The sequence below is a fragment of the Acinetobacter sp. ANC_7654 genome (assembly GCF_056779855.1).
In genome coordinates this window covers 1-23,119 of the sequence record NZ_JBWYIR010000015.1, presented here as the reverse complement: position 1 = coordinate 23,119, position 23,119 = coordinate 1, and the positions used below count along the sequence as shown (strand labels likewise).

The window sequence follows — 23,119 nt, the reverse complement described above, 5'->3', positions numbered from 1 at the left end:
AAAGTTTTTGACGAATTAAAAAACAAATTTGTATTGTGAATACTTTGATTATAATTTTGCTATATCAAATCTTTGGCGTTTGATATGGCAAGCTTTACAACATAAGAACCTTCATCATCTTCATCAACATACCAACCACCGTTAATTACAGCGGGCACTTTTTTATTGATAATCTGCCCTTTCAGTTTTTCAGCTTCTAATTTACTTAAATAGCCAACTGTTAATCCGTTGATTTCAACTTTGATCGCATTTGGATCGTATTGGTTAAATGGTTCTGATAGAACATGAGCAGTACATTCATGAAATTTAGATACAGATTTTTTTTGACCAGCTATTTTAAGTAAATTTTTTTGATATGCATTTTCTCCGACAATATTATAAGTGTACCGTATATCAGCTTGAGGTCGAGAGCTGTGCGATTTTACACTGTAAAAATAAATTGCTATTCCAATCAAAATTGAGATTAAGATTGCAGTAAGTGTCATCTTATTATTCCTTTAAATATTACGAATATTTTAATTTCAACTTGAATATTTTTGTTAAATAAGCACTTAAATCCATATGTAAAAAAAAGCCTGAACAATGTCAGACTTTTTTATGTTTGAATAAATTAATGATAACCATGTAATTGACGATACAGTCCTGGTGTTACCCCTGTCCACTTTTTAAATGCTCGGTGGAAGGTACTGGTTTCACTAAAGCCGACTTGTTGTGCCACATCTTCTAAAGTTAAAGATGGGTTTAACAGTAAGTGAATTGCAGCGTCTCGACGTAAGGCATCTTTTACACCTTGATAGCTCTTACCTTCAGCAGCTAAGCGACGGCGAAGCGTCTGTGGTGATAAATAAAGCATGGCTGCAACATCATTTAATGTTGGCATTTCTTCACCAATTTGGCTCTTCAATACTTCACGAATACGTGATGTGAGCGAATTGGTATTTTTGAATTTCACCAACAGTTTCGCTGGAGCACCTTTTAGAAACTCTTCCAAGGTGTTTTCATCTTGGCGAATTGGAAGATCTAAGTAGTCTGCAGCAAATGTGATTTCAGTACGAGCTGAATCAAATTGGATTACTGGTGCAAAAAATAACGCATCATATTCATCTGCATGTTGTGGGCGTGGATATGAAAAATGTACACGCTCTAACGGGATACGACGCTCAATGAGCCACGATGCCAAACCATGCCAGATCATGAGCATACTTTCAGTAATGAAATGGTCAGGATCCATTGTTTTTGGAATGAGTGGAACTAAGCGTGCTTCATGCTTATCGCGCTCTAAAGTCACAGACCACTCATCACCAAATAACTTGTAGAACTGTGATGATAACTCAAGCGCATCACCTAAAGTTTTGGCATGTATGATCAATTGACACATGATCGCAAAGGTCCCTAAGCGACGTGGCTGGATATCAAAACCAACGTGTTCATCTTGGGTAACCATCCACAGCATTTTAACAAAGCGTGTGTACTGCTCAGGAGAAATACGTGCTTTAGGTTGGCGGAGTAGTTCAGCTTCAATGCCGACATGTGAAAGTAAAGTGTCAACATCCATCCCTAGACGTTTTACCCCAGTCAGGGCTGCATTCACAAAATGGATACTTATCGTATCGCGACTCATGTTAAATCCTTCAGTCTCTTTGATGTTCACTGCTACTTGACCTAAATGACACAAAAAATAATTTAATTGGCAATTATCACTAGAGTAATTGCTCTTTTACATCATAAATTGCCGAAATGATCAAGGTAAATGGCTGAACATGACATTGTTAATCTTGTTTTATATTTCTATTATGGGTGAAAAATCAACATATTCTTGGTGAAAATAACAATGACAGCTGCATTAAAGGGATTGAAAGTTTTAGATTTTTCCACATTATTACCCGGACCTTTTGCGACTTTGTACTTAGCAGATCTAGGGGCAGAGGTGGTCCATATTGAGTCACCAAATCGACCAGACCTTGTCAGATTGTTGCCACCTTATGCAAATGGTCAAGCCACAGCGCACAGTTATTTGAATCGCAACAAGCAGTCGATTGCCCTAGATTTAAAAGATAGTCAGAGTATTGAACTCATTAAATCAAAAATTTCAGAATACGATATCGTCATTGAGCAGTTCCGTCCTGAAGTGATGCGACGCTTAGGACTCGACTATCAAACTTTATCTGAAATAAACCCTCGTTTGATTTATTGTTCAATAACAGGATATGGGCAAACAGGTCCTTATAAAGATAAAGCGGGACATGACATTAATTATATATCGCTCTCAGGGATTGCTGGGCATTCAGGTCGGCAGGAAAGTGGACCACCACCGATGGGGATTCAAATTGCTGATGTCGCAGGCGGTTCTTTACACGCAGTGATCGGCATTTTAACAGCCGTGATTGAAAGGCAACGAAGCGGTTTAGGTCAATATATTGATATCTCCATGACGGATTGTGCGGTGACCTTAAACAATATGGCCGCGGCAGCTGTACTTGCAGGTGGGCAGAATCAGTACCCTGAAAATGAACATCTGAACGGGGGAACATTTTATGACTATTATCAAACGCAAGACGGGCGCTATATCTCAATTGGAAGTTTAGAACCTCAATTTATGACAGGTTTGGCAACTGTATTAGAACTGCCTATCTTATTGGAAAAAGGAACTTCATTTGATCTTGAAGATCGAAAAGCAGTCAAGACTGCCATCGCTGATAAAATCAAGGAAAAAAGTTTTGATGTATGGCGTAAAACATTTTCTGAATTAGACGTATGTGTAGAACCTGTGTTAAATCTAGACGAAGCTCTGACGTCAGATTTGGCTCAACAACGTGCTTGGACAGTAGATGTACCTCTAAGGAAAGATGCAAATGAGGTAGAAAAACAGTTGGCTTGCCCAATTAAATTTTCAAGATCCAAGGCACAGTATCATTATATCGGCCAAACACTGGGTGAAGGGAACTGGTAGTCAAGGTATTGAATATATGAGAAAAAAGAGGCGATCTGTATCGGTTCTTTAGTCTATGCTGTCACACAGTAAATGAAATACTTTAGACTAAAGTCTATAATTGTCATGGAATGAAATTAGGCTGAGTCCCAATGGATTTAATTCAAGTAAATGGTCAACCGCGCTATGGGCGTTTTACAGAATTGCCAAGCGCAATTTCTGTTTCAAAATATATTTATAAAACGCCATATGGCAAAGTGCTCAAAGGGTGGAGAAAAAAACTTAAATATAAGAAATTTAAGTTTTGTAGTATCCAACATGAGCAATACAGCATTGGGATGGCTATCGTCGATATCGCTTGGGCGGGACATGGTTTCATCTATATCTATGACCATAACACCGGACAAGTCGTCGAGTGGAATGCGATTAATGTATTGGCACACAGTACGGTTCTAGATGAACAGCCACTATTTAATCATAGCCATTTTCAACATGGAAAAATCCAACTAGATATCCAACATGCCAATGGTGTTCGTTATATCAAAGTGATCAAACATGGTGAAGAAAAACTGTCTGCACGAATCTTTTGTGCTGGAACAGATCCTTTGTCGATGTGCAGTCCTACTGGTATTAATGGTTGGACCTATACTCAGAAACTAACTACATTGGCCGTTGAAGGGTATTTCATTAATAAACAAAAAGAAAAAATTGAATTTAACTCACGAACTTTTGCTTCGCTTGATGATACTTGCGGTTTTCTAAGACCTGAAACGGCTTGGTTTTGGCTATCTTCTAATTTTTGGGATGCGCAAGGAAACCGTGTGGGTTTGAATCTTGCCTCTGGCGTGAATGAAAGCTTTGGCAATGAAAACTGTTTGTGGATTAATGGGCGCCTTTATGCGTTGACGGATGTTCTTTTTGAAATGCAAAATGATCAGATGTGGACCATACGATCTATGGATGACAAATTACAATTGACCATTGAAACAGGCTGGCGCCGTTATGAAAATCTTAACCTTAGAATGGTAGGCAGCCAGTTCAGTCAGTGGCAATCTAAAATTACGGGTTTTATTATTTCAGATGATGGTCAGCATATTGAGCTTAATCAAGAGTATGGACTATTAGAGCAACATTACGCTAAATGGTAATGGCGTCATAACAACAAAAAAGTCCGATTGATCGGACTTTTTTTACATTCTTTTTTATATCGCAGCTTGCCAAAAAGCTTCACCTGCTTGAATTGGATCTTGAGTTTCAGCGAGCGTATCAACCCAAACTTGGTATTGATGAATAATAGGGTGTTGGTTTGGGTGGAAATCAGGTTTAAACCAGTCTAAATATTCTCGTTTTTTTGCCGTTAAAATGCCATCTTTCCCAAGCAACCATTTCAAGCCTTGAGCAAACATTTTTAACCTTTCAATTCGAGTAAAGCCATCTTGTTTGAGAAGTCCATGTGTTCTTTGCATGGTAAATCCAAACATCATAAGCGTAACTAAAACCAAGGCGGTATAACGTGTAAGGTTTGAAGTCTGCGCTACCTCGGTCATGACATCATACGCTACATCGCGATGTTCCATTTCTTCAATACTATGCCATGCAAATAAACCACGGACAAAAGGATGTGCATGGGCCATCGTACTTTTATGACTGAAAAAGGTCGTTGCCATTAAAGCGGTTAAGTGTTCGCATGAAGCGGTAATCGCAATATTAAAACGATCAGGATACCTTTTTAACGCATGTTTGAAACGTTGATTGACTTGATGAATATATTTTTCAATTGGCATACCTTGCTCAATTAAAATTTTATTCATTTTGTCATGGGCAATACCGTGTTGCGCTTCTTGTTGAATAAAGTCTTTCACACGTTTGGCTAAGACAGGATCTTGAATATGCGGTTGAAATAGTCGGACACACTGTATGAAATATCGTTCTCCATCTGGAAATGTCAAACTCAAAGCATCAAATACACGTGTTTTAAAAGGATCGTTGTTAAACCAAAATCGTGGTACTTCGTTAAGTCGGAAATCAAGGTGCTTACGAATCACTGGATGGTATGTGGTAATTGCATTCATTTTATTTTTATCACTTATGCAGAAAGAACAAGTATGTAAAAAAATCACATTGAGGTCATTATCTCTACAGGACAAAAGAAGAGAGAAGGAGATTAAAACTGTAAGTAATGTCGGCTAAATCATCCGAATAAAAATGATTTAGCCGGCGATAGGAATATTATCGAGCTGCTTGCCAGAATGCTTCACCAGCTTGAATTGGATCATTGGTCTCGGCTAATGTTTTTACCCAGACATCATATTGGGCAATCACAGGATGTTGGCTTGGATGAAAGTCTTTTTTAAACCAATCTAAGTATGGACCTTTCATTCTCGTTAACATGCCATTTCGACCGATAAACCATGGAAGTCCTTTGACGGTCATTTTGAAACGGTCTAAACGACTAAATCCGTCATACTTCAACATGATATTGGCACGATAAGTTGTAAATCCAAGCATCATGAAAGTTGTAAATGCCAAAGCAAATTGTCGAGTAAGGTCTGGAACATCACCGACTTGTTTCATGACATCAAAAGCCACATCACGATGCTCCATCTCTTCGATAGCATGCCATGCTAAAAGCGCGCGCACATAGGGGTGAGCATCTTCAAGGGTTGCTTTTTGACTATAAAAAGTATCAGCCATTAATGCAGTTAAGTGTTCGGCTGCAGCAGTCATGGCAATATTATATTGAGGTGAACGACGTGTCAGTTCGAATTTAAAAATTTTGTTAAGAACCTTAATAAATTGATCGACAGGCATACCTTGATCTTTCATGACCTGATTCATCTTGTCATGCGCAATTCCATGCTGTGCTTCTTGTCGAATAAAATCTGCGACGCGTTTTTGTAATTCAGGGTCTTTGATTTTATCTCTAAATAATCGAACTGATTCAATGAAGTAGCGCTCTCCGTCTGGGAAAGTTAGACTCAATGCATCAAACATACGGGTTTTGAATGGATCTCCACCAAACCAAAAACGAGGAATTTCTGAGAGCTTGAAATTGAGATTCGTGCGTACGACAGGATCAACTTGATATTTTACCAATGCGTTCATCTTATTTTCATTCATCCGCTTTAGATCGTTTAAGTATGTATGGCATTGGTCTGATTGTTTTGACAGTACTTGCCATTTTTTATACATTTTACGACAAATGAAAATGAATAAAGTCAATTTTGCCTAAAGGAATAGTGCATCGTGAAAGATATTCAAATACCCAATGGATATTTCCATTTATGGCAAACATTTATTCAAGTGAAACAGCTCGATAAAGAGATAAAGACTGCATTAAATCAGGATGTTGATACGCTGAATAAGATTTTGGTAGCACCGATTGCCATGCAATCATCTTATTCTTTTTTCTTAAAACTTAACTCTCTCACGCAGGTTTATTTGAATCGCGCCAATTATATTTTTGAAATGGCTCAATATGTGAAACCTGAGCATTTTGGTGTGCTTGGATATATGGCGACACGAAGTGAGACGGTGGCGGAAGCACTGAACTATATTTTAAGATTTAGCCGCTTGGTGATTGATGGTGAAGAGATTACACCCATGCAGATTCACCAGAACGGTGAAATACTGATTTTAAGCTGGCCGTTTATTTGTGATGACTATAATTTTATCAATGAGCTGACGAATGCCATGATGGTTTCATTGGCAAAGCAAATATTAGTGCATGATACCTTTCCACTGTATAAAGTGATCATGGCGCATGAAGCTATCGCACCATTGTATGAATATCAAAAGTTCTATGGTTGTCAGGTAGAGTTCAGCCATGTTGAATATCAGTTTCAAATTCGCACGCAGGGGTTGCAGCTAAAACCCCAACAAGCAGATCCTTCACTTATGCAATTGTTGGTTCAACAAGCGGAAGAGGCGATTGCATCAAAACCCGTGCAATCGAGTCTTGATCGGCAACTCCACTTAATTATTGCTGAGTATTTGCGTATTCGTCACGAAGCGCCAAAGATTGAAGATATTGCGACAGAATTATGTTTGTCGGTGAGGACTTTGCAACGACAATTAAAAGATCGCGGAACATCATTTAAACGCATACTTGAGCAAGAGCGGATGTCACAATGTGAGCGCCTATTAAATCAGGGGCTAGAGTTAACTGATATCGCAGTGCAACTCGGTTACTCAGATCAGTCTGCGCTTGCTAGAGCATTTAAAATGTATAATGGAATAACGCTGTTGCAGTTTAAAAAACAACTTAAACAACGACCAACTCAACACCATAATCTAAGTTAGATTATGGAAATAAAAAAGGTAAGCATGTAGCTTACCTTTAAAGACTTCATTTTTATGCCAGTCTAAAATTGATTCATCTGTATTTTGGGATATCTAAAAGCAATGGAGAGTATAGCAATCACCGCTAAGATCCAGCAGTAATAAACGTTTTGGATCATTTCCATTGGCGATAATTTTGCAATTGAACACGCCAATAATAATTGTGCGCCAAACGGAATTAAGCCTTGAACAACACAAGAAAAAATATCCAACAAAGCAGCCGAGCGTTTTGGGTCAACACCATATTCTTTAGCAATTTCACGTGCCATATCGCCAGATAGAATAATGGCAACCGTATTATTCGCCACAAAGAAATTAGACAAGATCACCAGAAGGCAAATTCCGATTTCACCAGCTCTTTGCGTCCCCACTTTGAATAAACGCGTAAGTTGATAAATGCGTTGTATTAGCCACTCTAAGCCACCTTCTTTTCGCATAAGGGCAGAAATACCACCGAGTAACATTGAAAGCAATGCGACTTCAAACATGCCCAAAAAGCCATCGTAAATCGCATTATTTAATTTAAGTAGGTTAAAGTCAGGGGCTTGAATCAGACCGACGAGTCCAGACATAACAATGCCCAGCATAAGTACAGCCAACACATGTAATCGGCTAAAAGCCAAAGCAAATACGGCTAAATAAGGCAAAATCAGCCAAAAATTATAGTCATTGAAAGAAATTTGTTGCGTATCACGACTCATCACAAAATAAATCAAAATCGTGAAAAGCGCTGCTGGTACTGCAATCCATACATTGACTTTAAATTTATCCTTTAGTTCTACACGTTGGCTACGAGTTGCAGCGATAGTGGTATCTGAAATCATAGACAAGTTATCACCAAACATGGCTCCTCCAACCACAGCACCAATCGCAACAACAGGATTTATATCGGTGACTTGAGTGAAGCCAAATGCGATCGGCGCACAAGCAGCGATAGTACCCATCGAGGTTCCCATCGCGGTAGCAATAAATGCTGAAATAACAAAGAGCATTGGCAGGACAAAATCCGAAGGAATGAGAGATAAACCTAATTGTACTGTTGCATCCACACTACCAATGGCGCTACTAATACTGGCAAAAGCACCTGCCAGCATAAAGACCATAAACATTAAAATAAGATTAGGATGGCTTGCCCCACGGAGAAACTCATCTATACCTGTGTTTAATTTGCCACGATAAAGTAATACCGCAAGAATGAGGGCAGGGATAGCAGCAATGGGTGCTTTAATTTGGTAGAAGGCAAACTCAGTGCCAATCAGAGTGTGATAAATACCGCTGCCCAAAAAAATGGCTAAAAACACAATAAGCGGTAGAAGGGCAAGCGCTCGCGGAGAAGCTTTGCCTGGGGAGATTGTGGTCATAACATAAGAAATAAAAGAGTAAGCATGTATAGTATAGAACAGCTTTGGCTAATTCAGAAAAGTTAAAATGTAAGTGCTAAGCTATTTGTTTTTAAACATTTTTAATCAATAAACATAAGTTCATATAAATATTCATGATTTAGAAAAAACAGAAAAAATCGAGCTTTTTGATCATTGTTAAAAAAATCAAAACATTGATAAATATGCACTTGGAATACTTAACTGAAAAGAGTGTTTGGTGCTTTTCATCACACTCTGTTCAATGAGTAAAAAATAGCGTTACAATGGGCCGTCTTGTATTTTACAAAACCAACTCCTCAATTCTATACAATTCAAGGAAAGTACATCCCTATGTCACGTTTAGCCACACGATTTGCACAGCTTAAATCTCAACAGCGTAAGGCTCTAGTTTCTTATGTCATGGCAGGTGACCCTCATCCACACGTAACGGTTCCTTTGTTACATCAAATGGTGGAAGCAGGTGTGGATGTAATTGAACTTGGCTTACCATTTTCAGATCCAATGGCCGATGGTCCAGTGATTGCACTTGCGGCTGAGCGTGCATTGGCAGCCGGTACAAATACATTGGATGCATTGGAAATGGTCAAGCAATTCCGTGAAAAGGACACAGATACACCAGTGGTGTTGATGGGTTATTTGAATCCTGTAGAAGTCATTGGATATGAAAAATTTGTATCAACTGCTCATGACTGTGGTGTGGACGGTATTCTGTTGGTGGACTTACCACCTGAAGAAGCACAAGCGCTCGATGTTGTCTTGAAAAAGTTTGATATGGATCAGATCTTCTTGTTGGCGCCAACATCTACAGATCAACGTATTCAACATGTCGCTAATCAAGCGAGTGGTTTTATTTATTACGTGTCTTTGAAGGGTGTAACAGGTGCAGCGACTTTAGATGTGAATGAAGCTGCTCAACGCATCGAAAAAATTAAGTCGATGACGGATGTACCTGTTGGTGTAGGTTTTGGTATTAGTGATGCAGCCTCTGCAAAAGCAATCGGAAGCGCAGCGGATGCGGTCATTGTTGGTAGTGCTTTTGTTAAACCATTTGCACAGACAACTCCTGATCAAGCAGTTGAACAGGCGGTCAATAAAGTCAAGGAGCTTCGAGCAGCGCTCGATGAGTTAGTATGAATCAAGAAGTTAAATCAGGGAAAACTTTAGCACCTGCAACACCTTGGACAGATCGTTCAGTACCAGGTATTCAAATCCCTGATCAACAGCAATCGTTAAAAGCGACGTTTACTGAGCCTACGATTGAATGTCCAGAATGTCATGCTCTGGTGACTCGTACGGCGATGTCTTTCAATGCTTATGTTTGTCCTCAATGTGATGAGCATTTAAAAATGAAAGCACGTGACCGCTTAAATTGGTTCTTTGATCAAACCGCAAAAGAATTAGGTCAAGAGTTTGTTGCAAAAGACCCACTCAAGTTTGTGGATAGCAAAGCTTATCCTGTGCGTATGAAAGAAGCACAAGAGAAAACTGGCGAAACTGAAGCACTCGTGGTGATGGAAGGACAAATCAAAGGTTTATCTTTAATCGCTTGTGCATTTGAATTTGATTTCATGGGCGGTTCGATGGGTACTGTAGTTGGTGATCGATTTGTACAAGCAGCAGAGCGTGCGATTGAAACCAAACAGCCAATGATTTGTTTTGCTGCCTCTGGTGGTGCTCGTATGCAAGAAGGAATGTTATCTTTAATGCAAATGGCACGTACATCAGCTGCGATTCAAAAAATGAAAGATGCTCGTATTCCGTACATTGTTGTATTAACTCATCCAGTATATGGTGGTGTGACCGCATCTTTAGCCATGTTGGGTGATGTGCATATCGCTGAGCCTAAAGCAATGATTGGTTTCGCTGGTAAACGTGTCATTGAACAGACTGTACGCGAAAAGTTAGAAGAGCCGTTTCAACGTGCTGAATTCTTGCTTGATCATGGTGTAGTCGATCAAATTGTTCATCGTCACGCATTACGTGATACAGTTTATCGTATCGTAGCGAAATTGATGAATTTGCCTTGAACCTCACTGCTCCACTCAGTACAGATAATTTACAAACATGGCTCGATTATTGGAGCCATGTTCACGTTACAGGAATTGATTTAGGGCTTGAACGCGTCATTCCTGTGGCTGAAAAATTGGGCGTTACACACCCGCAAGCGAAAGTCATTACTGTCGCTGGTACGAATGGTAAGGGTTCAACAACCACAACCTTAGCTTCTATTCTGAATGCTCAAGGATATCAAGTCGGTTTGTATCAATCTCCGCATATCTATCGTTTCAATGAGCGTGTAAAACTCGCAGGTCAGGAAGTTTCAGATGAGCTTCTGATCGAAGCATTTGTTCAAGTTGATCAAGCACGACGTGAATGTGATTTAAGTTTATCTTTTTTTGAAGCAACAACCCTTACAGCTTTTGTCATCTTCAAACAACAGAAATGTGATGTTTGGGTATTGGAAGTTGGACTTGGGGGACGTTTGGATGTTGTGAATGTCGTTAATCCAAATGTTGCGGTCATTACCAATATTGGATTGGATCACACAGATTGGCTGGGTGACACCATTGAAAAAATTGCTTTTGAGAAAGCGGGTATTATTCGTCCAGATATTCCAGTCATTTTTGGTGGGCAACAAATACTTCCAACATCAATTCAGGATAAAGTCATCGCATGTAATGCGACGCTGTCATGTCTAAATCAGGATTATTTTTATCAAGCAAATGGTGATGGTAAAACTTGGACATTTTCAAGTTCAGCACTGACCTTAAAATTACCATGTGGTCAGTTGGCCCTAGATAATGTTTCTACTGCCGTGGCTGCATTATTGGTCAGTGGATTGAAAATTTCTCAAACTGCACTAGAGCAGGGCATTATTCAAGCACATTTACCAGGTCGATTTGAAATAAGGGAAATCGCAGGAAAAACAGTGATTTTCGATGCGGGACATAATCCGCATGGTGTAGAATTTTTGTTAAAGCAATTGCGAAATTATTTAGAATACAATAAACAGTACACAGAAGTTATCGCTGTGTTTTCGATGTTAGCGGATAAAGATATAGAATCAGTCGTTAATTTATTGAAAAACACGGTATTTATGTGGAAAATTGCGCCGATGGATGTGCCTCGTGCAGCACCATTACAACAATTAGAGTCAGCGCTTCAAGGTGAGACAGTACAACAGTATTCAAATGTACAGGTCGCATTTAAATCAGCACTTGAAGAAACAAAAAATAATCAGCTGATTTTGGTGTGTGGTTCGTTTCATACCTTAGAAGCGGTCTGGGAGTATTTAGAGAATGTCAATGAATAACAAACAACGCTGGATGGGTGGTGTTGTTTTATTGGGTGGTGGTGTTTTATTGGCAGCATTACTTCTAAAAGGCAAAGAAGAGATCCACCAAAATAATGTTGAACAACCGGTTGAAGCTGTTCAACAAAAAAAGAATGAACCTGAAGCAGTACAACTTCAACCTCTCACAGTTGATGTGGAAACTGAAAAGCGTTTACTTGAAGAGCAACGACGTGCTCGTGAGAAAGCTGTGGCAGAGCAAGAGGCTCGTGCTGCTGAATATTTAAGAATGCAACAAGAGGCCGAAGCTGAAGCCGCACGTCGCGCTGCTGAAGAATATGCTGCAATGAATGCTCGTCGAAACGCTGCTCAGCAAAGTTCAGACAATATTCCTCCTGAATTGGTTGAGGATGAAGCTGAAAAGCAAAAGCGTTTGGCTGAAGAAAAACGCATAGCTGAACAGAAGCGTTTAGCTGAGCAAAAAGAACAACAGGCGAAATCCTCAGAAGAACAAAAGCGTAAAGCCGAAGCAGAAAAACGTGCAGCTGAAAAGAAAGCAGCAGAGCAAAAAGCTGCTGAGGAAAAACGTAAAGCAGAAGAGGCGAAGAAGAAAGCTGAAGCTGATAAAAAAGCTGCAGAAGAGAAAAAACGCAAAGCTGCTGAAGAAGCGAAGAAAAAAGCTGAGGCAGAAAAAGCTCGTGATCTGCTGGAAAATGGAGATCGTCAATGGATGGTTCAAGTGGCATTGGCTGCGAATGAGGCGAATGCAGATGCGCTTGCGGCTAAGCTTCGTGCCAAAGGATATAAGGTAACGAAGAGTCCAACGTCGAAAGGTATTCGAATTATGGTTGGTCCATCTAAAGATCGTGATTCGGCAGATGCGTTACGTAAGAAAATTAACAGTGATGCAAGTTTAAATATGAAATCAGCATGGGTGATTGATTGGGTACCACTGGATAAGCGTCAATAGTTTCTTGCTTTGTTTTAGAAAAAAGGATTCAAACTATAATTTGAATCCTTTTTTAAATTAATATGTTAAAGAATATAAGCCATAATCAAAAAAAAGCCTATCTGAGGATAGGCTGAACGCTGAAACTTGATGGCTCGTCAAAATTAATCAAGATCAGGTTGAGGTGTTAAACGTAGATAAGGTGTCACTGCCTTGTACCCTTTAGGGAAGCGTTGTTGAATTTCATTTTCGTCTTTAATAGAGGGAACAATCACAACATCTTCACCATGCTGCCAGTTTGCAGGGGTTGCCACTTTATAGTTATCTGTTAACTGTAATGAATCTATAACACGTAAAATTTCATGGAAATTGCGACCAGTTGACGCTGGATACGTAATAATCAAGCGTACTTTTTTATTTGGATCAATGATCACAAGAGATCGGACGGTTAGGGTCTCGCTGGCATTGGGATGGATGAAATCATATAAAGTCGAAACTTTACGATCCTGATCAGCAATGATTGGGAAATTTACCGTGGTAGATTGAGTTTCATTGATATCTTTAATCCAACCATGATGTGATTCAACATCATCTACAGAGAGAGCAATCGCTTTAACATTACGTTTTTCAAACTCGTCTTTTAGTTTTGCTGTAAAACCTAATTCCGTCGTACATACGGGAGTGTAGTCGGCAGGGTGTGAAAATAAAACTCCCCAATGATCTCCTAGAAAATCATAAAAATTAATTACTCCTTCACTTGATTGCTGTTCAAAGTCTGGAGTGGTGTCACCTAAACGTAATGCCATATATACCTCTATTCTTATCAAAACCTTAATGTGCTGAAATTAATATGGCGGAAACTATTTATAATTAAAAATAGTGTTTTTTTATTTGGTTATGAAAAAAACAGATTTGTTTCACTCTCTGGAGGCGAATAAACGTTCATAAATTTGAATTTGAACGATATATATTTCTGATCAAATTTGCTACATTAACTCGCCGTTGCTCATGCGTCATGGAAAATAATCCAGAAATTTTTTGATTGCATTTGTTTAAAACCCTTGTACTTCAAATTTCTAGCACCATAATAACGTTTGAGAAAAATCATTTTGATAAGTAAGTTTTAGAGAGTCTATATGTTGGCAAGTCTGATCGGAGGAATCTTCGGTACTAAAAACGAGCGCGAATTGAAGCGTATGCGTAAAATTGTCGAGAAGATCAATGCGCTCGAGCCGACGATATCTGTGTTAAGTGATGCAGACTTATCTGCAAAAACAGAAGAATTCAAACAACGTTATAAAAACGGCGAAAGTCTTGATCGCTTGTTACCAGAAGCTTTCGCAGTATGTCGTGAAGCTGGTAAGCGTATTATGGGTATGCGTCATTATGACGTACAGTTGATTGGTGGTATTACCCTACATGAAGGTAAAATTGCAGAAATGCGTACAGGTGAAGGTAAAACCCTAATGGGTACTTTGGCTGTATATTTAAATGCAATTAGTGAACAAGGTGTTCACGTTATTACTGTCAATGATTATCTGGCGCAACGTGATGCTGAGTTGAACCGTCCACTTTATGAATTTTTGGGATTATCTGTTGGGGTGATTTACTCCATGCAGAATCCTGTCGAAAAAGCAGAAGCTTATCGAGCAGACATTACCTACGGTACAAACAACGAATTTGGTTTCGACTATCTTCGTGACAATATGGTGTTCTCGTTAGCCGAGAAAAAACAACGTGGTCTTGCCTATGCGATTATCGATGAGGTTGACTCAATCTTAATTGACGAAGCACGTACTCCACTTATTATTTCGGGTCAAAGCGAAGATTCCTCACAACTTTACGCGGCAATGAATGCGATTCCGCCAAAGTTACATGCTCAAAAAGAAGAAAAAGTTGCAGATGGTGGACACTTCTGGATCGATGAAAAACAACGTTCAGTCGAAATTACAGAAGCTGGTTTTGAAGCCATTGAAAGTGAACTTATTGCGATGGGTTTATTGGCAGAGGGTGAAAGTCTATATTCTGCAGCCAACTTAAATCTTGTTCATCATGTCACAGCTTCTATTCGTGCACATTACTTGTATCATCGTAACGTGCATTATATCGTCCATGACGGTGAAGTGATTATTGTCGATGAAAATACAGGTCGTACGATGCCTGGTCGTCGTTGGTCTGAAGGTTTGCATCAAGCGGTAGAAGCAAAAGAAGGTTTAGAGATTCAACCTGAAAACCAAACGCTTGCAACGACCACATTCCAAAACTATTTCCGTTTATACCGTAAACTTTCAGGTATGACAGGTACAGCAGATACTGAAGCTGCTGAAATGAAAGAAATTTATGGCTTAGATGTGGTGTTGATTCCAACCCATCGTCCAATGATTCGTAAAGATCTGAATGACTTAATTTATTTGAATCGTAATGGTAAATACAATGCGATTATTGAAGAAATTAAGAAAATTCATGAAGCTGGTGTTGCACCGATTTTGATTGGTACGGCAACAATTGAAGCTTCTGAAATCTTATCGGATAAACTGAAAGAAGCGGGTATCGCACACGAAGTGCTGAATGCCAAACAGCATGAGCGTGAAGCGGATATTATTGCACAAGCTGGCTCTCCACGTGCCGTGACTATTGCGACCAACATGGCAGGGCGTGGTACGGATATCTTGCTCGGTGGTAACTGGAAAGCGAAACTGGCGAAAATTGAAAATCCAACTCCTGAAGATGAAGCACGTTTAAAAGCAGAATGGGAACAAAATAACCAACTGGTGCTGAATTCTGGTGGTTTACACATTATTGGTTCTGAACGTCATGAATCTCGTCGTATTGATAACCAATTACGTGGTCGTTCAGGTCGTCAAGGTGATCCAGGTGTTTCGCGTTTCTTCTTATCGTTAGAAGATGATTTGATGCGTATCTTTGCAGGTGATCGTGTCGTCGCAATGATGCGTGCAATGGGTCTGCAAGAAAATGAAGCTATTGAACATAAAATGGTGTCTCGTTCGATTGAAAACGCCCAACGTAAGGTTGAAGCACGTAACTTCGATATTCGTAAGAACCTGTTGAAGTATGATGATGTAAATAACGAACAACGTAAAATTATATACTCACAGCGTGATGAAATTCTGGCAGAAAGTACATTGCAAGAATACATCGAGTCAATGCATGAAGAAGTGATGAAAGGGGTGATTGAAACGTATATCCCACCTGAATCTATTCATGATCAGTGGGATGTCCCAGGTCTTGAATCTGCATTACGCTCAGACTTTAATATTGATCTTCCTGTACAACAATGGTTGGACCAAGATCGTCGATTAGATGAAGAAGCATTAGCACGTCGTATCACTGATGAGGTTTTACAACGCTATCGTGCGCGTCGTGAACAAATGGGTGCTGAATCTGCAGCAGTGTTAGAACGAAACTTTATGTTAAGTTCTTTAGATCGCCACTGGAAAGATCATTTAGCAGCGATGGATTATTTACGTCAAGGTATTCATTTACGCGGTTATGCGCAAAAGAATCCTGAGCAGGAATATAAGAAAGAAGCATTCAATCTGTTTGTAAATATGTTAGCTGTCATTAAGTCTGATGTTGTGACAGATCTTTCATTAGTACGTTTACCAACGCCTGAAGAGCTGGCAGAAATGGAAGCACAGCAGCAAGCTCAAGCTGAAGCGATGCAACTTTCACTTTCTCATGCTGAAGTTGATGGTTTAACAGGTGAGCAAACAGTTAATACTCAAGAATTGGATCAGAATGAAGTTGAGATTACGCCACCTCAAAGCCGTAATGCACCTTGTCCATGTGGTTCTGGTTTAAAATACAAGCAGTGTCACGGTAAAATCTAAATTTCATGAAGCAGAACTTAGGTTCTGCTTTTTTTATTTTATTATAGTGCTTGGTCAGTTCATGTGAATAAGCATTGCCAATTTTCTCAGTTAATGCTATTTAATTTTGCATGATTGAATATATGGAAGCGACAATGAAAAAAATACTAAAACCGGCTCTATTTGCAGTTTTTGCTTTACCAGCTTTTGCATTTGCCAATGCTGATACGAAAACTGTACCTCTAGCGAAAGTTCAAGCAGCTGCGGGTGTTACTCAAGCACAAACTGAAGTTAAAAATGACTCCACAACGGTGATAAGTCCACGCACTGGTATTCGTTACACACTTGGTAATACAGCTGGTCGACCAATCATTCTTCAAACAGCTGCAATAGCACCAGCAACTCCAGCTACAGCAAATCGTATTGTTGCATCAAATCCAGCTCTTTCAAGTTCAAGTCAAGAAAAAGCAAAACAAGCTTTATTAGAACAAACTGTATCTAATTAATTTTAGAATTTCGTACATAAGCCAGTCTTAGACTGGCTTTATTGTTTTTAGGGATCGAGATTTATTTCAAATCATTCATTTCAATCAACCCTAATGCCTTATTCACTCGATTTTTTTTCTAATTTCTAATAAGCTTAGCCATCATTTTTTTTAATTCGGACAATCAAAAATGGCGGTGGGTGACGTATCAATGCCACAAATGCATGTGGTAAAGGGTGTAAGAATTGGCTCAGCAGAAGCGTATGTACGTTACCCAAATCGACGTGACTTGGTTGTATTTGAATTTGCACAAGGCACTCAAGTTGCAGGTGTATTTACCCAAAATGCTTTTTGCGCAGCGCCAGTACATATTTCAAAACTGCATTTGTCTCAAACAAATCCACGTTACCTTGTAATTAATACAGGCAATGCGAATGCAGGTACTGGTCCTACAGGTTTGAAAAATGCAAAGGACACTTGTGCTGAATTTGCCAAAATTGCTGGTGTAAATGAGAACGAAGTTTTGCCATTCTCAACAGGCGTAATTGGTGAACAATTACCCATGGAGCGTTTGATTGCTGGGTTAAAACCAGCATTTGAGAGTCTTGAAGATGATGTATGGCCTCAGGCAGCATCAGGTATTATGACGACGGATACTTTACCTAAGGGTGCTTCTGAACAATTTGAAATTGACGGGGTTGTTTATACAATGACGGGGATTTCAAAAGGTGCAGGAATGATCCGTCCTAATATGGCAACAATGTTGTCTTTCGTAGCGACAGACGCGCCTATTGCTCGTGAATTGGTTCAAAAACTATTAAAAACCACTGTTGAACAATCATTTAATCGCATCACGATTGATGGTGATACATCTACTAATGACTCTTGTATTTTTGCAGCAACTGGTCAAGCAGGTGGGGTTAAAATTACATCTGAAGAAGATGCTCGTTACTCTGTTGTTTTAGATGTACTTACACGTGTCATGAAGCGCTTGGCTCAGTTAATCGTTCGAGATGGTGAAGGTGCAACCAAATTTATAACTGTTTCAGTTGAAGGTGGTGCAAATACGCAAGAGTGTTGTGATATCGCTTACAGCATTGCACATTCACCTTTGGTAAAAACAGCGTTCTTTGCTTCTGACCCTAACTGGGGGCGTATCTTGGCTGCAATTGGTTATGCTGGGGTCCAAGATTTAAATGTCGACAAAATCCAAGTATGGTTAGATGATGTCCAGATCTGTAAAGATGGTGGTGCAGCGGCAGATTACACAGAAGAGGCTGGTGCTAAAGTGATGAATCAATCAGAAATTACTATTCGCGTTGATTTGGGCCGTGGTTCTGCCAAAGATACGGTTTACACCTGTGATTTGTCATATGATTATGTCAAGATCAACGCAGATTATCGTTCTTAAATAAATTAAGCCTCCCTGTTGAGGCTTTTTATTTATCAAATTTTAATGATTGGTCAAATCCAATCGGTGTGTAATTGCTTATATTGATAAGCGCTATGGATAGAGATGCAAATAATGAATGATGCAACCAATATAATTGCAAATGATGCGAAAGCAATTGTTCAAGCTCATTTAGACCTGATTGGTGAATCTAACAATCAAGATTTAACACCAGAGTTAAAGCAGCAAAAATTTGCTGAAATCCAAGCTGAATTGGAAAAGCGTAATGCGGTATTGGTTGCTCATTATTATTGTGATCCAGTCGTACAGGAGCTTGCGGAGCTGACTGGTGGTTGTGTTTCAGATTCACTTGAAATGGCACGTTTTGGGCGTGACCATGATGCGACAACACTCGTTGTGGCTGGTGTGAAGTTTATGGGTGAAACTTCTAAAATTTTATCACCTAACAAAACCATTTTAATGCCTACTTTAGAGGCAACTTGTTCACTCGATCTAGGTTGTCCTGTAGATGAGTTTAGCAAATTCTGTGATGCTCATCCTGATCATACTGTTGTGGTTTATGCAAATACCTCAGCTGCGGTAAAAGCACGTGCAGATTGGGTGGTGACATCAAGTTGTGCTGTCGAAATTATTGAGCATTTAGATAGTTTAGGTGAAAAAATTATTTGGGCACCTGATCAGCATTTAGGACGTTACATTCAAAAGAAAACTGGAGCGGATATGTTGCTCTGGGATGGTTCTTGTATCGTACATGAAGAATTTAGAGCACGTGGCATCGCTCAGATGAAAGCAATCTATCCTGATGCTGCAGTTTTAGTCCATCCTGAATCACCAGAATCAGTTATTGATGTTGCTGATGCAGTAGGAAGTACTTCGCAATTGATTAAGGCTGCAAAAGAACTACCGCATGAAACAATGATTGTTGCGACCGATCGCGGTATTTTTTATAAGATGCAGCAAATGGTGCCGAATAAAACTTTGATTGAGGCTCCTACGGCAGGTGAGGGAGCGACTTGTCGTTCTTGTGCACACTGTCCATGGATGGCAATGAATGAATTGGATGGCATTTTGCATGTTTTACGACATGGTGATCAGGAAGTGCATGTTGATCCCGCTTTAGTAGAGCGCGCTAAATTACCATTAGATCGAATGTTAAACTTTAGTGCGTCATTAAAGCGTTAATATTAGTCAAAATGCTTGATAAATATACATTTGAAGTGTTTTTTTGATTTTTTTTGAAGATAGGTGTTGACGTTATCCAGCGTCACGCCTAGAATGCACACCGTACCGAACGATACATCAAACGATAAGTTGAACGGTACAAAAGCTGAGATGAATCGGAGTATAGCACAGCCTGGTAGTGCACCTGGTTTGGGACCAGGGGGTCGTAGGTTCGAATCCTACTGCTCCGACCAATTCTTCAAGGCAAAGGTTTTCCAATGATCTCGCAATCATGGGTAATGCGCCTGTAGCTCAGTTGGATAGAGCATCCGCCTTCTAAGCGGATGGTCACAGGTTCGAATCCTGTCAGGCGCGCCATTGGTCGCTTGATTTTATAGAACCAAATTTTGTGATGGTGGATGTAGCTCAGTTGGTAGAGCCCCGGATTGTGATTCCGGTTGTCGCGGGTTCGAATCCCGTCATTCACCCCAACACAAACCGATGTAATCGGAGTATAGCACAGCCTGGTAGTGCACCTGGTTTGGGACCAGGGGGTCGTAGGTTCGAATCCTACTGCTCCGACCATTTATTTCAATATAAATGGTCAGATAAAAGATACCGCGTTAAGCGGTTTTTTTATGTCTGATTTTTGCTGTTAAAAAAAAGATCCTATCAGGATCTTTTTTTGTTGAATGTTTAAGGCACGATAATAACAGCAACGCGTCTATTTTCTGCATGGGCAGCGTCAGTATTTGCAGTATTAATAGGTTGGGTTGAACCGCGACCAATGGTTTGGATATGATCGGGGTTAAAACCCTCTTCAATAAAAATAGTGCTTACGCTTCGAGCACGGCTTTCAGAAAGTTTAAAATTATAATCTGGATTGCCAATAAGATCGGTATGACCGACGATACGGACTTTCTTTAAATTGTATTTTTGTAGTTGTGCTGCGAGATGTTGAATCTGTTCACGATTTTTTTGAGAGATTTCAGCCTGATCGAAATCGAAAAGAAGTCGTTCGGGTAGTCCTAAACTCCAACCTTCCTCTGTGAGAACGAAACCTTGTTGTTTTAACATTTTTACTTGTTGATAGCTTAAAGATCCCATACCCAAGCATGCACTTAATCCTATACAAAGAATGCTCATGATAAAAAGTTTGAAACTACGGTTGAGCATAGGTATTAATCCTCAGTAAAAATTCTATTGTTGAAATATGTGCCAATGATGTTTTAGATTCTTCGCTTTGTACATCGCTTGGTCTGCTTGAGAAATTAAGTCCTCTGGGGTATGAGCATCTTTAGCCAAAGCAATACCAAGACTAAAACTAAAATGAATTGATTGTCCGTTATATTTTAAGGGCTCATCAGAACATTTTATAAGATTTTCGGCGATCGAAATTAAGTGATCCACCTGACTGACAGGACTTAGGATAATTGCAAATTCATCACCGCTTAATCTTGCGACAAAATCATTTTGACGAGTGTTTTGTTTTAATCGTTTTGCCATTTCTTTCAACACTTCATCACCCACTAAATGACCATATTGATCGTTAATAGACTTAAATTTATTGTTATCTATAAATATCAGAACAGTATTTTCAAGTTTATCAGGCTGATCGAAAAGGTTACACAAAACTTTATAAAAGTAATGTCGGTTTGGTAATTGTGTTAATTCATCATGTTGTACTTGATAATTAAGCTGCGTATTTTCAGACTGTAACTGATTGTGCCATGATTGAATTTCTTCTAACAGTTGATTAAATACTGAGTTTAGATGATGAAATTCTTGAATATCATTTTTTGGAAAGCGGAGATTGTATGCTTTTTGTTGACTCACTAATTGTGCTGTATGAATAATTGGTGATATAGAATTCATAATATGACGATAGGTTGCATTAACCGACCACCATAAGGCGAAAATCATAAAAAGCATACCTAAAATCAAGGCTAAGCAAATCTTGATAATGAATAAAATGATATCTTGAGAACTGCCGAATAGATGAAGCTCACCGACCAATTGTCCATTGTGAGTAACTTCAATTTGAATCGGCTTAGAAAAAAATAATCCATCAAACCAAGTTTGAAGTTCTGAATGGCGATCTATCAGTTTACTGCTTTCAGTTATTTTAACTTTACTGCTATCCAATACTTGGATAAGGCGAATTGAATGTTGTTGTGTGTACTCGTGTAAAATATTGTCTAAAGTGTATTTATCTTGGAAAACAAGAGCAGGTTGAATGCGTTCCGCAATTGTGCGACTCACTAAGGTTAAGTTTTGATTGGCGTATGATTTCACCGTAAAAATTGAAATCGTTGTAAAAATTAAAGTGCAGATCAAAAAAGTAATCGCAAAAATTAAAAATTGTGATCTTCTAAATAGTGATTGGAGTGAAGTTAATCCAAAAAATTTATCAATCATCTGAATTACTCCATGTTCTGTGCAAGAAGTAATACACGAGGATCAACGTGGATTTTAGTTTTTGCAAGACTGTCTAAATTGACTTTAAATTTTGTAATACCTGCTTTATTGCTATAGAGACAGAAAACACTTCCAACCTCGCAATCTTCATTATTTGTTGAAAATGAGAGAATTGATTTGTTTAGGGATTCTCCGATGAGCTTTTGTTCGACTGTTGGAGAAGATTTAGAGAAAAATATAACATCACAATTGGTCTTGTTTAATTCGTAATCATGAATATTTTGTGCTTTGATCTTTGAATTTTGCTTTAGAATTATTTGATTAAACTCTGCTAATGCCACAGTGTTATCAATTAGACATAAATCTGGTTGTGGAGATGAAATTTTGGCATAGCTCAAAATAGATAGGGTCATTTGATAAATGTTCTGGTTGGAATTGGCATGGCTAAAGCTGCACATCAAAAGCAGTAGGGAGATCAATACGGCTTTTTTGATTTTAAATATAGCCATTTAGTAACATAGTTCTAGTCAGTTAAATAATAGAGACTATTCTAATCTAATTTTAATAAAGTTAAAGTGTTCGATTTTTTATCAATATCATACTGAATGATGTGAATTTGATTATTAAATACCCACTCAATACTCATAATTTTAAAAAATACTAAAATATTAAAAAAAGTAGTTGCATTGGGGGAGGAATGCTGTAGAATGCACATCCATCGGCGGTGATGTTGATTAAAACTTGTTGAAAAACAAGGATTTAGCTGAATAGGTTGGATCTAGGTTTTGAGAATGAGTTAGAAAATAAATTAACATTGCTAGTTGACTTTTTGAAAAGAAAGGGTAATATAGCCGACCTAGCTTGATGCTGACGAAGCATTAAGAAGATCATTAAGAGATTATGAAGAACAACTTGTGTGGA

The 23,119-nt window shown here is 38.9% G+C and carries 20 protein-coding genes and 4 tRNA genes; 15 read left to right on the top strand and 9 right to left on the bottom strand.

Going from position 1 to position 23,119, the window contains the following annotated elements; genetic code table 11:
• Window positions 1-59: 59 nt before the first annotated feature.
• Together AC1M86_RS14115 and AC1M86_RS14110 are read right to left on the bottom strand one after the other, a co-directional pair.
• Complete coding sequence (locus AC1M86_RS14115) at window positions 60-485, bottom strand: hypothetical protein (protein WP_481608214.1); 426 nt, start codon at window positions 483-485, stop codon at window positions 60-62.
• A gap of 125 nt (window positions 486-610) precedes the next feature.
• Window positions 611-1,621 carry an AraC family transcriptional regulator gene (locus tag AC1M86_RS14110; protein WP_092768523.1) on the bottom strand — a complete coding sequence of 337 codons (1,011 nt, stop codon included), beginning with the start codon at window positions 1,619-1,621 and terminating at the stop codon, window positions 611-613.
• A gap of 210 nt (window positions 1,622-1,831) precedes the next feature.
• Here AC1M86_RS14110 and AC1M86_RS14105 point away from each other — a divergent pair, with 210 nt between their 5' ends.
• Window positions 1,832-2,950: a CaiB/BaiF CoA transferase family protein gene (locus AC1M86_RS14105; RefSeq protein ID WP_481608213.1), complete on the top strand. Its 1,119-nt coding sequence runs from the start codon at window positions 1,832-1,834 to the stop codon at window positions 2,948-2,950.
• A gap of 131 nt (window positions 2,951-3,081) precedes the next feature.
• The gene (locus AC1M86_RS14100) at window positions 3,082-4,077 is read left to right on the top strand and encodes a DUF2804 domain-containing protein (RefSeq protein ID WP_092768527.1); all 996 of its coding nucleotides are present in this window, start codon (window positions 3,082-3,084) and stop codon (window positions 4,075-4,077) included.
• Between the two features lie 54 nt (window positions 4,078-4,131).
• Here AC1M86_RS14100 and AC1M86_RS14095 read toward each other — a convergent pair whose 3' ends face one another.
• Together AC1M86_RS14095 and AC1M86_RS14090 are read right to left on the bottom strand one after the other, a co-directional pair.
• The gene (locus tag AC1M86_RS14095; protein WP_481608212.1) at window positions 4,132-5,001 is read right to left on the bottom strand and encodes a metal-dependent hydrolase; all 870 of its coding nucleotides are present in this window, start codon (window positions 4,999-5,001) and stop codon (window positions 4,132-4,134) included.
• A 157-nt stretch (window positions 5,002-5,158) separates the two neighbouring features.
• Window positions 5,159-6,034, bottom strand: a complete 876-nt coding sequence (locus AC1M86_RS14090) for a metal-dependent hydrolase (RefSeq protein ID WP_481608211.1) — start codon at window positions 6,032-6,034, stop codon at window positions 5,159-5,161.
• Between the two features lie 141 nt (window positions 6,035-6,175).
• On the opposite strand from AC1M86_RS14090, the gene AC1M86_RS14085 reads away from it, so the two are divergent.
• Window positions 6,176-7,231 (top strand): AraC family transcriptional regulator, encoded by a 1,056-nt coding sequence (locus tag AC1M86_RS14085; protein ID WP_035267928.1) that lies wholly within the window; start codon window positions 6,176-6,178, stop codon window positions 7,229-7,231.
• A 62-nt stretch (window positions 7,232-7,293) separates the two neighbouring features.
• On the opposite strand, the gene AC1M86_RS14080 is transcribed toward AC1M86_RS14085, so the two are convergent.
• Window positions 7,294-8,631: a Na+/H+ antiporter NhaC family protein gene (locus AC1M86_RS14080; protein ID WP_035267927.1), complete on the bottom strand. Its 1,338-nt coding sequence runs from the start codon at window positions 8,629-8,631 to the stop codon at window positions 7,294-7,296.
• Between the two features lie 351 nt (window positions 8,632-8,982).
• On the opposite strand from AC1M86_RS14080, the gene trpA reads away from it, so the two are divergent.
• From trpA to AC1M86_RS14060, 4 genes are read left to right on the top strand one after another with little or no spacing between them, the layout of a single operon-like run.
• Complete coding sequence (trpA, locus tag AC1M86_RS14075; RefSeq protein WP_035267926.1) at window positions 8,983-9,786, top strand: tryptophan synthase subunit alpha; 804 nt, start codon at window positions 8,983-8,985, stop codon at window positions 9,784-9,786.
• Window positions 9,783-10,679 carry an acetyl-CoA carboxylase, carboxyltransferase subunit beta gene (gene accD, locus AC1M86_RS14070; protein ID WP_035267924.1) on the top strand — a complete coding sequence of 299 codons (897 nt, stop codon included), beginning with the start codon at window positions 9,783-9,785 and terminating at the stop codon, window positions 10,677-10,679. Before trpA ends, accD begins: the two co-directional genes overlap by 4 nt.
• Window positions 10,676-11,965 carry a bifunctional tetrahydrofolate synthase/dihydrofolate synthase gene (gene folC / locus AC1M86_RS14065; RefSeq protein WP_481608210.1) on the top strand — a complete coding sequence of 430 codons (1,290 nt, stop codon included), beginning with the start codon at window positions 10,676-10,678 and terminating at the stop codon, window positions 11,963-11,965. The genes accD and folC overlap by 4 nt, the downstream gene beginning before the upstream one ends.
• Window positions 11,952-12,914, top strand: coding sequence for an SPOR domain-containing protein (locus tag AC1M86_RS14060; protein ID WP_481587984.1), 963 nt, complete (start codon window positions 11,952-11,954; stop codon window positions 12,912-12,914). The genes folC and AC1M86_RS14060 overlap by 14 nt, the downstream gene beginning before the upstream one ends.
• A gap of 143 nt (window positions 12,915-13,057) precedes the next feature.
• Here AC1M86_RS14060 and AC1M86_RS14055 read toward each other — a convergent pair whose 3' ends face one another.
• On the bottom strand, window positions 13,058-13,699 hold the full coding sequence (locus AC1M86_RS14055) for a peroxiredoxin (protein WP_092768535.1): 642 nt from the start codon (window positions 13,697-13,699) through the stop codon (window positions 13,058-13,060).
• Window positions 13,700-14,029: 330 nt separating this feature from the next.
• Here AC1M86_RS14055 and secA point away from each other — a divergent pair, with 330 nt between their 5' ends.
• The 8 genes from secA to AC1M86_RS14015 all read left to right on the top strand — a co-directional run bounded on the left by secA (window position 14,030) and on the right by AC1M86_RS14015 (window position 20,365).
• Window positions 14,030-16,744 carry a preprotein translocase subunit SecA gene (gene secA, locus AC1M86_RS14050; RefSeq protein ID WP_092768537.1) on the top strand — a complete coding sequence of 905 codons (2,715 nt, stop codon included), beginning with the start codon at window positions 14,030-14,032 and terminating at the stop codon, window positions 16,742-16,744.
• Window positions 16,745-16,878: 134 nt separating this feature from the next.
• The gene (locus tag AC1M86_RS14045; RefSeq protein ID WP_035267951.1) at window positions 16,879-17,229 is read left to right on the top strand and encodes a hypothetical protein; all 351 of its coding nucleotides are present in this window, start codon (window positions 16,879-16,881) and stop codon (window positions 17,227-17,229) included.
• Window positions 17,230-17,398: 169 nt separating this feature from the next.
• The gene (argJ, locus tag AC1M86_RS14040) at window positions 17,399-18,619 is read left to right on the top strand and encodes a bifunctional glutamate N-acetyltransferase/amino-acid acetyltransferase ArgJ (protein ID WP_481608209.1); all 1,221 of its coding nucleotides are present in this window, start codon (window positions 17,399-17,401) and stop codon (window positions 18,617-18,619) included.
• Between the two features lie 114 nt (window positions 18,620-18,733).
• The gene (nadA, locus tag AC1M86_RS14035) at window positions 18,734-19,801 is read left to right on the top strand and encodes a quinolinate synthase NadA (protein ID WP_481608226.1); all 1,068 of its coding nucleotides are present in this window, start codon (window positions 18,734-18,736) and stop codon (window positions 19,799-19,801) included.
• 156 nt (window positions 19,802-19,957) lie between these two features.
• Window positions 19,958-20,034: transfer RNA gene (locus AC1M86_RS14030), tRNA-Pro, on the top strand.
• Window positions 20,035-20,081: 47 nt separating this feature from the next.
• A tRNA-Arg gene (locus AC1M86_RS14025) sits at window positions 20,082-20,158 on the top strand.
• 37 nt (window positions 20,159-20,195) lie between these two features.
• Window positions 20,196-20,271, top strand: a tRNA-His gene (locus tag AC1M86_RS14020).
• A gap of 17 nt (window positions 20,272-20,288) precedes the next feature.
• A tRNA-Pro gene (locus tag AC1M86_RS14015) sits at window positions 20,289-20,365 on the top strand.
• 111 nt (window positions 20,366-20,476) lie between these two features.
• Here the strand turns inward: AC1M86_RS14015 and yfiB are convergent.
• From yfiB to yfiR, 3 genes are read right to left on the bottom strand one after another with little or no spacing between them, the layout of a single operon-like run.
• Window positions 20,477-20,956: an outer membrane lipoprotein YfiB gene (yfiB, locus tag AC1M86_RS14010; protein ID WP_481608208.1), complete on the bottom strand. Its 480-nt coding sequence runs from the start codon at window positions 20,954-20,956 to the stop codon at window positions 20,477-20,479.
• 24 nt (window positions 20,957-20,980) lie between these two features.
• The gene (gene dgcN, locus AC1M86_RS14005) at window positions 20,981-22,198 is read right to left on the bottom strand and encodes a diguanylate cyclase DgcN/YfiN (RefSeq protein ID WP_481608207.1); all 1,218 of its coding nucleotides are present in this window, start codon (window positions 22,196-22,198) and stop codon (window positions 20,981-20,983) included.
• Window positions 22,199-22,203: 5 nt separating this feature from the next.
• A complete protein-coding gene (gene yfiR / locus AC1M86_RS14000) occupies window positions 22,204-22,707 on the bottom strand; it encodes a regulatory sequestration protein YfiR (protein ID WP_481587979.1) in 504 nt (167 codons plus the stop codon).
• Window positions 22,708-23,119: the final 412 nt, after the last annotated feature.